Origin of the sequence: Gracilibacillus sp. YIM 98692 (assembly GCF_010993965.1) — a bacterium.
In the GTDB taxonomy this organism is placed as follows: Bacteria; Bacillota; Bacilli; order Bacillales; family Amphibacillaceae; genus Gracilibacillus.
Genome location: NZ_WIXM01000012.1, coordinates 51,924 through 65,290 on the forward strand (window position 1 = coordinate 51,924; position 13,367 = coordinate 65,290).

Consider the following 13,367-nt stretch of genomic DNA (forward strand, 5'->3'; position numbering starts at 1 on the left):
GCTTTTATTCGCAGTTTTCCCTGCTTCCTCTTCTCTTACTGCTGTTAGAATGCTTCTATTCGCAGTTTTTCCCTGCTTTCTCTTCTCTTACTGCCGTTAGAATGCTTCTATTCGCAGTTTTCCCTGCTTTCTCTTCTCTTACTGCCGTTAGAACGCTTCTATTCGCAGTTTTCCCTGCTTTCTCTTCTCTTACTGCCGTTAGAATGCTTCTATTCGCAGTTTTCCCTGCTTTCTCTTCTCTTACTGCCGTTAGAATGCTTCTATTCGCAGTTTTTCCCTGCTTTCTCTTCTCTTACTGCCGTTAGAATGCTTTTATCCGCAGTTTTCCCTGCTTTCTCTTCTCTTACTGCCGTTAGAATGCTTCTATTCGCAGTTTTCCCTGCTTTCTCTTCTCTTACTGCCGTTAGAATGCTTCTATCCGCACTTTTCCCTGCTTTCTCTTCTCTTACTGCCGTTAGAATGCTTTTATCCGCAGTTTTCCCTGCTTTCTTGCCGTTAGAATGCTTCTATTCGCAGTTTTCCCTGCTTTCTCTTCTCTTACTGCCGTTAGAATGCTTCTATCCGCACTTTTCCCTGCTTTCTCTTCTCTTACTGCCGTTAGAATGCTTCTATTCGCAGTTTTCCCTGCTTTCTCTTCTCTTACTGCTGTTAGAACACTTCTATCCGTAGTTCCTCGCTTCTTCCCCTTCACAAACTGCTAATAAAACGCTTCCATACCCCCTCTCTTGAAAAATCATTCTCTATCTTCATTATTTTGAAAAGTATACACTAGATATGAGACTTAAAGTAAAATGGTAAAAGCAACACTAGTCTTGACGGCATCCTTAGGTTATTTCAAATAGAATTCAACGTCATCAAAAACAATACGACCGAACAGGTATGTGCGCTGTCTGTATTTAGTCCTATTTTCTGATATCGGCTACTTGCTCATCATTTCACATATAATTAAACAAAAAAGCACCCATCCCCCTTTTTTCAGAAGTAACCGGCGCTCTACACTAAATTTTTAGATACATATTTTTATCTTCCATAGTTCCATCAATAACAAAAGGAGTATCTAATGCTTTTGATAGTCGTAATAAAGTTTCTTACTTTTGGACTAGTTAAGCCTGCTTCTATTCTTCCTATTGTTGACTTTGGAATACCTGCGATATCAGCAAGTTGTTATTGTGATAATTTCAAACTCTGTCGTACCGTTTTAATTTGTGCAGCAATTTTACCTTCGAGTTGCAAACTTTGCACCTGGTCATCACCACGAATTTGAGCATATCGCTTTAAGGAGTCATTCATATTTTATCATCCCCTAATATAAACTTGGATCTATAGCACAATAACTTTCATAACATTCCTCTGCAGGTACAACATCCTCTCGTCTTATTAAACCAATATACTGTTTATCAAAATTATAAAGTAAAATGACTTTATTGTTAACCATAGCATGAAAGCTATCACTTTTCATTCCAAGAATTAACCTGTCCACCCACGAAAAGTAATAGGAACACGAACAAATACATATTTTTTTCGTCCTTTCCCATAATAAAAATAACTATAGTTGAAGGAGGAATGAAAGTGGCAAAGCATCATAACCAGCCAAATCCAGATGACCGCTCAGATAATGTGGAAAAATTACAACATAAGGTACAAGATACGATAGAAAATATTGAAGCGGCACATGACACCATGGAATTTGCTTCACCTGAAGAAAAAGAAAAAATTAAAGAAAAAAATCGTCGTAGAGAAGAAGCCATTTCGGGAATGAGAGCAGAAATAAAAGACGAAGCACGCGATCAACAATAGAATCCATTCTCATTTAAGAGGATCAAATAATAGATGGAATGCATACAGAATGAAACTTCTGTATGCATTTTTTCGTAAATATGGTGAATATCAAACGCCCATTCTCCTAAAAAATACTGAAAGCCATTACCTTTTAATAAAATGGTATAATATATCATAGGAAAAATTTTCGTAAAGGACCCATTGATTCATTTGCTTTTCAATAAATCATACATACAAAAGGTAGGTGATGAAGCACATATGCATTGGGTGAAAACAAAAATAAAGACGATCACTATTTGGTTTTCTATCCTAGTAGCAGCTGTGACTTGCTTTCTTTATTTTTATCCATTTCCTACAAAAATTAACGAAGAATTTTCAGCAATCCAATATCGCGTAGGAAAGCCAGATAGTGCGGAGAAAACGACAGTTAAAATAAATGGCACTTTGCAACGACCGCTATTTCGCAATCGCACCTTCAAGGGAGAATTCATGATCGACAATTATGAATTTACAAAAAATTACAACTTAATCGAACTTACCTTTCATCAAAACACAAGAAACGGAATAGCATCATTAGTCTATACAACAGTGGAAGATGGAAAGCCTATCTTAGAATCATTCGGTGCCATGTGGATTTCAGAAGATTTTGAGGAGCTGAATATCGTCGTTCTAGAGCCAATAGGAGAAAGCAGAAAAACTGGTACCGATTTAAGAATTTCAGCTCCCGCCAACAGTTATGAAGAAGCGATGGAGATCAATAAGAAATTATATAACGAGTAAACAGCAGTATCCACCTCCAGCTTATGATCAACCTTCATTCAACAAAATTCGATGAACTACGTTAAATATCGCTCTATCTCCTTTAAATTTTGGTGTTCATAAACATTTTCGATAATCGTCTCCAATGTGGAAATGTCTTGTTTTTTTATTTGTTCTGCCATTTTTTCAGGTACAGGAGCTATATATTTTGCGATCAATTTTATCGCTGTTTTGGCAAGGGCCTTGGTTTCACCTTGATGTATTCCTTGCTGTCTCCCTTTTTCTTGGAATCTCTCCGCTAACGTCATTACCAATTCGCTCCCTTCTGGATAAGTTTTCTCTACATGTTCTATGATATCACGAAAATCTTGATCTGTAAGTTCCCCAGCGGTATGAAAAATATATCGAAAAAAGGTTTCAAAATATTGAATGGCTGTAGTTTGATCTTCCAACTCAAGCAAATATTCCGTGGAACGTTGGATCGAGTTGCGTAGTATATCTTGCTCTTCTGTAAAGATATCGCGAAATATCGTCAGTAAAATCTTTAACTGCGCAACTCCTTTGATCTCTTCATCTTCATAGCTTGAAATATCATATAATATATATTCATAATCTGGAACATATTTCTTTACTTTTTTAGGTAAACTCATATATCCATCGATCAACTCACCTAATGACCGGGGAGTGTTCCATTTATCTTTGCCATGAAAAATCACTAATGGAATAATTATCGGTACATGAGACTGCTGCTCTTTCGTTTTTTTTGCCTGCCAAATTTCAATCATGTATTTCAGTAATTGAATGGAGATATTTTGACTGACAAAGCTTTTATGTTCAAACAGAAGATACAAGTAGCCTTGTTGTTCATTGATGTTTAATCGGAATAGCATATCTGAAAAGTGTTCTTGAAGGTCTTTGTTAATGAAACTGTCTTTTTGTGGTTGAATGGAGTTTAAATCGACAAGATTCAAAAGTACTGGCGGGAAATAATGTTGGATAAAATCTTTAACTACTTCCGAATTAGAAAAAGTTTCTTTAAAAAACTTATCATGCGGATTTTGAACATTCAATGTTATCATCTACTTTCTGTATCATAACAATCAAGGAACACATGTTCTGTCAATAATATATCATGTACATGCAAAAAACACAAGTATTATTTAATAATTGACAGTTATACAAAATTACCCTTTTATACAGCTAAAAAAAAGCCAGCCGCATGCTCCACACAACAACAACTCCTCCAACAAATTCACCCACACCAAACAATCAATCACTAAAATCCCTATTCGACTTACTTATCGAATCTTGCCTTCATATATAGATATCAAGCTGTGAATAATACTACACGTTCCGGTTATTATATGTACTGACTTACTATACTTAGAGGATAGTGGAGGGAAAACATGGTTAAGGATTCACATGCGCACAAGGAAAAAAGAAACGGTGTCGACAAAGTGCCAAATGAACAAAAAAGAAATAAAGGCAGATCAAATGCTCGAGGAGGAAGAAATTAATCATTAGGAATTACCAAGCATTCATCTAATCCCCCCCATTGGATTCGAAAAATCCCCATTTCTCAGAATAAGCAGGAGCACTCAAACTCCTGCTTATTTTCGTACCCAAAAATCAGACAGCAAAACCTAATTACATATAAAATTATAATAAAACAAAAAAATATGTAATAAACCATTGTAAATTTCAAACCTCCTCTTTATAATTTAAATTAATTATCTGGAGAGGAGGCTTATAATGCGTACATGGATAATAAATTTGTTTATTATCAGTTCATTTTTCCTTTTGTTAGGTTGTAGTGAACAAGAGCGAACAACAGAAGAAACATTCCAAAACCCAGTGTATGAACCAGTCCTTGCAGATCCATCCATCATAAGAGCAGACGATGGCTATTTTTATGCCTATGGGACAGAAGATGCTTGGGACGATGTCAGTAAACCAGTTCTTATTCCAATCGTACGATCAAAAGATTTAGTGGATTGGGAGTATGTTGGACCTGCTTTTGAAGAAAAACCGACTTGGAAAGGAGCCGGAAGTTTGTGGGCGCCTGATATTCAGAAAGTAGGAGATACCTATTATTTATACTATTCTCTATCCATTTGGGGAGATGCAAATCCGGGTATTGGCGTAGCTACATCTGAATCACCAACTGGTCCTTTTGAAGATAAGGGTAAGCTTTTTACAAGTGAAGAAATTGGTGTCCAAAATTCCATTGACCCTTTTTATTATCAAACAGAGAATGAATCTTCTTATTTATTTTGGGGGAGTTTTCACGGGATTTATGGAGTTAGATTAACAGATGACGGATTAGCCGTCGATGGTGAGAAATTTCAAATCGCAGGAAATGCGTTTGAAGCACCTTATATCATCAAAAGGGATGGCTATTATTACTTTTTTGGTTCAACAGGTAGTTGTTGTGATGGTGAAAACAGTACATATCAAGTGACGGTGGGAAGAGCGGAACAGTTAGAAGGTCCGTATGTAGACAAAGAAGGAAATGACTTAAGAAATAGTAGTGGGACGGTTATTTTATCCAAGCAAAATGATGGGGCAATCGTTGGTCCTGGACATAATGCCATCATCACAGATGACCATGGGGATGATTGGATCGTCTATCATGGCATTCATCGTGAAGACCCGACTTTATGGACAGGCGCTACAAGAAGACCTTTATTTATTGACCGTTTTAAATGGGAAGATGGCTGGCCTTATGTAGAAGGAAACCAGCCAAACACAGCAGAACAACAAGCGCCTATTATAGAATAAGAATTAAAGATGAAATATCTATCCCATTCATGATATGATATTATTACAATATTTTATATAATAAAAGGCGTGAGTGAATTGAGGAGTTTAGAATTATCATTTGAAGAGGCTCTAGAAGTTTGTAAAGCTATCTCTAATAAACATCGAATGGCAATCTTAAAATTATTAAGTGAGCGGCCGCATAATGTCAATGAACTATCTGAAAAGTTAGGCTTGCCTTTTTCCACAACTGCTGTCAATGTAAAAAAACTAGAAGAAGTTAACTTAATTAAGACTGAAATGGTCCCAGGCAGGGGGACACAGAAAATTAATACACGAAACTATGATCAAATTGTGATTGGTATTGGACCTATAGAACAAACAAACGAAAACATGATTACCTATGAAATGCCAATCGGTGATTACTTAGATTGTCATGTAGAGCCAAGCTGCGGTATTGTCGGTCTTGATGATTATATAGGCATGCAAGACGATCCTCGTTCTTTTTATGAGAAGGAGCGAACCGAAGCAGAATTAATTTTCTTCAGAATGGGATTTTTAGAATATCGTTTCCCTAATCGTGTTCCATTTGGAAGCAGAGCAACCCAAATTGAATTTAGTACAGAATTATGCTCGGAAGCCCCGCTCTATAAGCTGGACTGGCCATCCGATATTACCTTTTGGATAAATGATATCGAAATTGGTACATGGACTTCACCTGGTGATTTTGGTGGAGAAAGGGGATTTTTAACTCCAGATTGGTGGATGTCCAACCATACTCAATATGGATTGTTAAAAAACTGGAGGTTAAATGAAGAAGGAGTATTTCTTGATGGCGTAAAAATGTCGGACCAAATCACCATAAATGATATAAAAGTTCATGAGAAACCTTTTATATCATTTAAAATTGGAATAAAGGAAGATGCCGAAAATAAAGGTGGACTAAATTTATTTGGTTCAAAATTTGGTAATTATGAACAAGGAATACTAATGAAGGTAAGTCATAACAGTACTTCTGAACAATAAACAGCTTAGCTGAACCATTATTTTATTAATGGTTCAGCTTTTTTTAAAAACTTTTATTACAATAAAACTTGATATATGACAATTAAATATGTTACATTATGTTTGTTGGATCCAGTTATATATTATTTATAAGTAAGCGCTTAATAAAAAAAGAGGAGTGAACAAAGTGAAATTTTTTAAATTATCAATCTTTATGTTGTTGATGGCAGCCATTGTTGCTTGTAGTTCAGAAGGAGAAAATACGGATAGTGACAATCAAGGTAGTGATGAGCAAGATAATCAAAATACAGAAACGCAAGATATCACATTTTGGGCACCTTTCTCAGGTCCGGATGGTCCTAAAATGAAAGAAATTGTAGATGGATATAATGAATCTCAAGCCGATTACAATGTTGATTTTCAAATTGTTCCACAGTCCGATTATTATACAAATGTTGATTTAGCTTTTAATGGGGAAGAGAACATGCCGGATGCGATGATTATGCATGGGGATCAAATCTTCACATATTCTGAAAAAGGTGTACTTAAAAATTTAAATGATCTATTGGGCGACGAAACAACTGATCAATATCATGAAACAGCAATCGAGGGTGCTACAGTTGATGGGAATCTATATGGATTACCATTGGATATTCATCCATTAATGCTTTATTGGAATAAAGATCTATTTGAAGCTGCAGGTTTAGATCCTGAAACACCGCCAACAAATCGTGAAGAATTTATTGAATATGCACAACAATTAACAGATCCAGAGCAAAATCAATATGGTTTTGCGGTACCGACGCTATGGCCGCAACAATTTATTTTCCCAACGATTGTGGCACAAAATGGAGGCTCCTTATATGAAGATGGGCAAGTCAACTTCACATCAGATGCTGTAGTAGAAGCATTACAATTTGAAAAGGCTTTAATTGAAGAATACGAAGTGTCTCCTAAAAATGTGCAACAGGATGGGGAAGTAACCTTATTCTTGCAAGGGAAAAGTGCGATGCAGCTCAATGGTCCTTGGATGATGCAGCAATGGGAAGATGCAGGTATGAATTATGGTGTTGCACCAGTTCCGCAATTAGGTACAGAGCAAAATGCAGTTTTTGGTAACTCACACAATTTTGTGATTCCAGAGAAAACTTCAGATGAATTAACAGAAGGAATCTTAGATTTCTTAGGTTATGTACGTGATAATGGCATGGCTTGGGCAGAATCTGGACAAGCACCTGCTTCTAAACCTGTATACACAAGTGATGAGTTCCAAGAAGTGAATAAGCAGTCACCAGAGGTGGCCAAACAATTTGATTATGCTGTATTTAACCCGAAAGTTGAAAATTGGGGATTAGCAACAGATCCGTTAATGGAAGCTGTCAATGTTGCACTGTTAGGACAAGCAAGTGTGGAAGAAGCGTTAGAAGAGGCGCAAGAAAAAGCTTCCAACTCATTAGAGTAAATTTAGATGGAGAAAAGCAGCGACTTTGCTGCTTTTCCCCAGATTAAACAGGCTTTGTCGGAGGTGATTGTAAGTATGTACAATCAAAAAACAACATTAAAATCTAAATTTACATCGTTTTTATTTGTAGTACCCTATCTCTTTTTATTTATTTCGTTTCTATTTTTCCCTTTATTGTATGGGATTTATATTAGTTTTCACGATTATAACTTATTGTCTCAAGAGAATCCGTTTATCGGACTTGAAAACTATATGGAAATATTTTCTTTTGGGTCTTCGCTATCCGATTTATTTTTTGAAGGTTTATGGAAAACCATTCAGTTTGTTATCTACTCTGTGCCGCTGCTAGTTATTATTGGTTTAGGGTTGGCATTATTATTAAATAGCTTGCCAGGTAAGATTAGAGGATTATTTCGAACTATTTATTTTATCCCCTATGCGATTTCGGTTTCCGTTATATCTATTTTATTTCTATGGATATTAGATACGAATTCAGGTTTGCTTAACAATTTTCTGATGAAACTGGGCATATCGCCGATCGCATGGCTAACAGAACTGCCATATGCATGGATTTCCATTGTAGGGGCTACGATTTGGTGGACGATAGGTTTTAATATGATTATTTTTATCAATGCGCTTAATGAAGTTCCAGAAGAATTATATGAAGCATCTTCTATAGATGGTGCGGGTGCTTGGAGTAATTTTATTCATATCACATTACCATCCATCCGTCCGATTATGTTGTTTGTTGTGATAACGTCTACTATTGCATCGTTTAATGTATATGGACAACCTTATTTAATGACCAGAGGCGGACCGGGTGACTCTACTGAGGTTTTATTAATGAGTATTGTTGATCAAGCCTTTAACCAAAGAGAATTAGGATCAGCATCAGCTATGGCGATTTTAATGGCACTTATTATGATTGTTGTCTCCATCATCCAATTTAAAATCTCTAGTCCAAAGAAACAAGGAGGCAATTAAGATGAAACAATATGGGAAAAAGACGTTTCTAATTATTTTAGCCACCGTGATAGCCGCAATATTTTTAATTCCATTATTATGGATGATTTCGACTTCATTTAAAAATGACTTCGAAGCAATTGCTGGCGGTCTTAACTGGATCCCAAAGGATTTTACATGGGAGAATTATACCTATACTTTATTTTCGCAAGGTGTCGATGTCCCGATATTCACATGGATGTTTAATTCTATTTTTGTTGGTATCGCTGGCACAGTCATTATTGTAACCGTTGATGCGATGGCAGCTTATGCCCTTGCGAGGCTAGATGTTCCTTTTAAAAAGACGTTATTTAGTATTTTTATTAGTACTTTAATGATACCATTTGTTATCACTTTTTTACCTTTATATATGCAATTCAGTAATTTAGGATTATTAAACACTTACGCAGCATTAATCTTTCCATACACCGCAAATGCTTTTGGAGTATTTTTATTATTTCAATTCTTCAAAGGTTTTCCGAAAGAGTTGGAAGAAGCTGCAGTATTAGATGGAGCGAACAAATGGAAGATATTCACAAGGGTGGTAATCCCATCAGCAAGACCGATTATGTGGACGTTAGCGATATTTTCGTTTATGCAAATATATAATGATTTTTTATGGCCATTGGTTGCGACAAACTCACCAGAAATGAGAACGATCACAACAGGTATTGCTGTTATGCAGCAAGGTAGTTTTGTATCATCCTACGGAAAATTAATGGCACTAACCACGATTGCTACTGTTCCGATTTTAATTATTTTTCTAATCGGACAAAAACAACTTATCAAAGGTATTACACAAACAGGAATTAAGTAGATTTGGAGGTTTATAGATTATGGCAAACTTAAAAACAGAATACCCCACACCACAATTTCAGCGAGATAGATGGGTTAATCTAAACGGTGAATGGGATTTTGCATTCGATGATAACAATATAGGAATAAAAGAAAAATGGTATAAAGACTTTCCAAAAAAGATGAAAATCAATGTACCCTTTGCCTATCAAACAGAAAATAGCGGCATACATGACCCAAGTTTTCATGATACTGTTTGGTATCGTCGTTCATTTGATATCGATACGGATTGGAAAGGGGAACATATTCTATTACACTTTGGAGCGGTTGATTATCATGCAGCCGTTTATGTCAATGGACAGTTGGTTAAGCAGCATGAAGGTGGTCATACACCGTTTTATGTTGATATTACAAATTTTGTGGAAGTCACAGACAATGAGTTAGTGATTAGAGTAGAAGATCCATCTGAGGATGTGACCATTCCAAGAGGTAAACAGTATTGGCATGAAAAATCTGCATCTATTTTTTATACGAGAACAACAGGTATATGGCAAACAGTATGGCTGGAACCAGTACCTGCTACTCGAATCAAAACCATTCGTTGGACACCTGATATTGATGAGGGTAATGTCGATTTAGAAGCAGAACTAGCTAATCTATCTTTGGTGAATCAAGCACAATTACAAGTAGATATCTATTTTAATGAGAAAAAGATAGTTTCGGATACATTTGAAATCATGGAAGATTACTTGAAACGCAGCATCAATATTCGCAACCGTTTCACAGATAGAAGTAATATCCATGGTCCGGGTTGGTACTGGAGTCCGGAACATCCTAATCTATTTGATGTACAATTGACACTCTTGAATGATGGGCAATCGGAAGATATCGTTCATAGCTATTTCGGCATGAGAAAAGTCTCCATCGAAAACGGGAAATTCATGCTAAATAATAAAGCCTATTATCAGAAGTTAATATTAGATCAAGGATACTTTCGAGAAGGATTATTAACGGCTCCCTCCGATCAAGCTTTAAAAGAGGACATTCTTTTATCAAAGGAAATGGGGTTCAATGGTGCCAGAAAACATCAAAAAATCGAAGATCCTCGCTTTTTATACTGGGCAGATAAACTTGGCTTTTTAGTTTGGGGTGAGATGGCCAATTGCTCAGAGTATAGTGAGGATGCAGTAAGGAGAATTAGCAAAGAATGGGCAGATGCCGTAACTCGCGATTACAGCCATCCTAGTGTTGTTGCCTGGGTACCATTAAATGAGAGCTGGGGCATTTCTAGAGTGGCTCATGACAAGCAGCAGCAAGACCATTCCTTAGCCATGTATTATTTAACGAAATCCCTAGATCAAACGAGACCAGTCATTTCAAATGATGGATGGGAGCATACGAAATCTGATTTATGTACGATTCATAACTATAACGACCCAAGCAAAATACAAGAGCAATATAAAGATGTGAAGACTGCTATTCAAGCAGAACCAGCCAATCGCTCTATTTATGCTAATGGTTTTGAATATAACGGTGAGCCTATTTTAATAACGGAGTATGGCGGTATCGCATATAAAGTAGATAACACAGACGGCTGGGGGTATTCCGCTGTAGAATCTGGCGAACAATTAATCGAAGAATATGCGAAGGTAACCAACGCAATAGCTGAATCCCCTGTCATTCACGGCTTTTGTTACACCCAACTAACAGATGTTGAACAAGAAATAAATGGTCTGTTAACGTATGACCGAAAACCAAAATGTGACCTAAAACAAATTAAAGCCATTAATGATCGAATTAAATAGAAAACTCGTCGATTGACGAGCCTTTGGCGAAGTCAGAGACGTAGTTGCCCTTATCTATCTTCCTAAAATGGTCTACTACGTCGAGCATTCTTCCTTACTGACCATTACTTTCTGATACGGAAATAGAAGTGATAAAGAAGTGGTAATTAATATTGCCACTTCCTTTTTAACCCACATCCTCACCTTTTAAGAAAAAGTCAGAAATCCACCAAATTCCCTGCTTATAAACGCTACCGTTAGAATCCCTGACGGGAGTGACAGTCACCCAAAACAATTCATCTAATAACCTAATGCTGAGCCATCACTTCTAGGGTCTGACCCCGCAAATTTAACATTATTTTTATTAATTAATATAGCTCCTGCATGGCCCATTACATCGCTAAAAGCTTCAACAGTTTCTACTTTATGCCCATTAATCTCCAATGCTTTTCTCACTTTAGAAGGAATTCTATTTTCTACTTTCAACGTATTAGATGACACCCCCCAAGTTCTCCCATATAACCAACGAGGCGCTTCGATCGCTTCTTGTACAGTATAATTATAATCTATAATTCTTGTTACAAGAGCAGCTTGTGTTTGAGGCTGCCCTTCTCCCCCCATTGTCCCATAAATTAAGCATGGACGATTCTTATCAAAAAGCATTGCAGGATTTAATGTGTGGAATGTACGCTTTCTAGGTTCCAATCGATTAACGTGATCTTTTTCTAGCGAGAAAAAACAACCTCGGTTCTGAAGAAGTACACCAGTACCAGATGGAACTACTCCGGCGCCGTATTCATGATATATACTCTGAATCATAGAAACTGCATTCCCCCACTTGTCCACAACGCCAAACCAAACGGTATCCCCTTTCGGATCTAGTTGAGTAGATAATTCCCTTGTATTATCCAAATGAATGTTACTGGCTTGTATCTTCCCATATTCATTTGATAGTAATTTTCTAATAGGCGTATTAGAAAATTGTTGATCGGTTACCCACTTATCTCTGTCGCGAAAAGATAACTTCGTCGCCTCAACAATAAGGTGATAGTACAATGGATCCGTATTTTTTATTTGTGTTAAGTCAAATTGATTTAAGATATTTAGGATGGATAAAGAAGCGATGCCTTGCGTGTTTGGAGGTAAATTAAATGCAGTGTACCCTCGATAATTAACTGATATAGGTTCCACCCAATCTGCACGATGTGACATAAAATCCTCTATTCGAAGCATTCCACCTTCCTTAGCAGATTCAGCTGTCATTTTACCTGCAATCTCTCCTTGATAAAATGATTTCCCCTTATCTTCTGCAATTGTTTTTAAAGTATTAGCTAAATCTCTTTGATAAAATAAAGTGCCATCACGTATTCCTTTTTTTAGTGGATCAATAAAAATGGATGTAAAGTCATTATTTTCTGTGTTTTCAACATTTTGCTTCATAAAACCTTTAGCCATTCTTATTTGACTATCTGTAATGGGGTAGCCATTTTCTGCATAGTCTATGGCATCTTCTAATAATTTCGACCATTCCATATGTTGATCCATTGATTTCTCTGCATATTCATATGCTTCTCTCCACCCTGAAACAGCTCCAGGTACTGTATTTACCGCTAAATATCCTCGCTCAGGTATTGATTGATACCCTTTATTTAAATAGAAATCTCTATCGGCAGCAATTCCAGATTTTCCACTTGCATTAAGACCTTTAAGCTCCTGATTTTTCGCATTATATATCAGCCAAAAATTATCTCCACCTATCCCATTCATATGTGGGTATACCACTCCTAGTGTAGATGCGATTGCGATTGCAGCATGAATCGCATTTCCACCTTCTTGTAATATTTTCAAGCCAGCCTGAGACGCTAAATAATGCGGAGCAGTAACAGCCCCTTTCCGTGCCATCGTCGTAGGTCGATAAGCTTTCATCTAATTAACCTCCACTCATTAATTAACTTTGTTAAATTATACAGATTAAAAACATACTTTTGTTAATCATTTTAAATATTTTCATTAACAATAGT

At 36.5% G+C, this 13,367-nt stretch carries 13 protein-coding genes; 8 read left to right on the forward strand and 5 right to left on the reverse strand.

The window, feature by feature from the left end; translation table 11 throughout:
- Positions 1-454: 454 nt before the first annotated feature.
- From GHD00_RS12175 to GHD00_RS21290, 3 genes are all read right to left on the reverse strand, one after another.
- Positions 455-691 carry a hypothetical protein gene (locus GHD00_RS12175; protein WP_163538447.1) on the reverse strand — a complete coding sequence of 79 codons (237 nt, stop codon included), beginning with the start codon at positions 689-691 and terminating at the stop codon, positions 455-457.
- A 347-nt stretch (positions 692-1,038) separates the two neighbouring features.
- Positions 1,039-1,152, reverse strand: coding sequence for a hypothetical protein (locus GHD00_RS21380; RefSeq protein ID WP_346427647.1), 114 nt, complete (start codon positions 1,150-1,152; stop codon positions 1,039-1,041).
- A gap of 12 nt (positions 1,153-1,164) precedes the next feature.
- A complete protein-coding gene (locus GHD00_RS21290) occupies positions 1,165-1,290 on the reverse strand; it encodes a hypothetical protein (protein ID WP_276208279.1) in 126 nt (41 codons plus the stop codon).
- Positions 1,291-1,563: 273 nt separating this feature from the next.
- Here GHD00_RS21290 and tlp point away from each other — a divergent pair, with 273 nt between their 5' ends.
- Both tlp and GHD00_RS12195 read left to right on the forward strand, forming a co-directional pair.
- Complete coding sequence (gene tlp / locus GHD00_RS12190) at positions 1,564-1,797, forward strand: small acid-soluble spore protein Tlp (RefSeq protein ID WP_163538448.1); 234 nt, start codon at positions 1,564-1,566, stop codon at positions 1,795-1,797.
- A gap of 240 nt (positions 1,798-2,037) precedes the next feature.
- Positions 2,038-2,559, forward strand: coding sequence for a hypothetical protein (locus GHD00_RS12195; protein WP_163538449.1), 522 nt, complete (start codon positions 2,038-2,040; stop codon positions 2,557-2,559).
- A 56-nt stretch (positions 2,560-2,615) separates the two neighbouring features.
- Here the strand turns inward: GHD00_RS12195 and GHD00_RS12200 are convergent, their stop codons facing one another.
- Entirely contained in the window at positions 2,616-3,617 is a 1,002-nt protein-coding gene (locus GHD00_RS12200; RefSeq protein WP_240468681.1) for an Rpn family recombination-promoting nuclease/putative transposase, read from the reverse strand.
- 673 nt (positions 3,618-4,290) lie between these two features.
- On the opposite strand from GHD00_RS12200, the gene GHD00_RS12205 reads away from it, so the two are divergent.
- The 6 genes from GHD00_RS12205 to GHD00_RS12230 all read left to right on the forward strand — a co-directional run bounded on the left by GHD00_RS12205 (position 4,291) and on the right by GHD00_RS12230 (position 11,367).
- The gene (locus tag GHD00_RS12205) at positions 4,291-5,319 is read left to right on the forward strand and encodes a family 43 glycosylhydrolase (protein ID WP_163538451.1); all 1,029 of its coding nucleotides are present in this window, start codon (positions 4,291-4,293) and stop codon (positions 5,317-5,319) included.
- Positions 5,320-5,397: 78 nt separating this feature from the next.
- Positions 5,398-6,324, forward strand: a complete 927-nt coding sequence (locus GHD00_RS12210; protein WP_163538452.1) for an ArsR/SmtB family transcription factor — start codon at positions 5,398-5,400, stop codon at positions 6,322-6,324.
- Positions 6,325-6,490: 166 nt separating this feature from the next.
- The gene (locus GHD00_RS12215; RefSeq protein WP_163538453.1) at positions 6,491-7,765 is read left to right on the forward strand and encodes an ABC transporter substrate-binding protein; all 1,275 of its coding nucleotides are present in this window, start codon (positions 6,491-6,493) and stop codon (positions 7,763-7,765) included.
- Between the two features lie 75 nt (positions 7,766-7,840).
- Entirely contained in the window at positions 7,841-8,749 is a 909-nt protein-coding gene (locus tag GHD00_RS12220; RefSeq protein WP_163538454.1) for a carbohydrate ABC transporter permease, read from the forward strand.
- Between the two features lies 1 nt (position 8,750).
- Positions 8,751-9,584, forward strand: coding sequence for a carbohydrate ABC transporter permease (locus GHD00_RS12225; RefSeq protein WP_163538455.1), 834 nt, complete (start codon positions 8,751-8,753; stop codon positions 9,582-9,584).
- A gap of 19 nt (positions 9,585-9,603) precedes the next feature.
- The gene (locus GHD00_RS12230) at positions 9,604-11,367 is read left to right on the forward strand and encodes a glycoside hydrolase family 2 protein (RefSeq protein WP_163538456.1); all 1,764 of its coding nucleotides are present in this window, start codon (positions 9,604-9,606) and stop codon (positions 11,365-11,367) included.
- Between the two features lie 279 nt (positions 11,368-11,646).
- Here the strand turns inward: GHD00_RS12230 and ggt are convergent, their stop codons facing one another.
- Positions 11,647-13,272: a gamma-glutamyltransferase gene (ggt, locus tag GHD00_RS12235; RefSeq protein WP_163538457.1), complete on the reverse strand. Its 1,626-nt coding sequence runs from the start codon at positions 13,270-13,272 to the stop codon at positions 11,647-11,649.
- Positions 13,273-13,367: the final 95 nt, after the last annotated feature.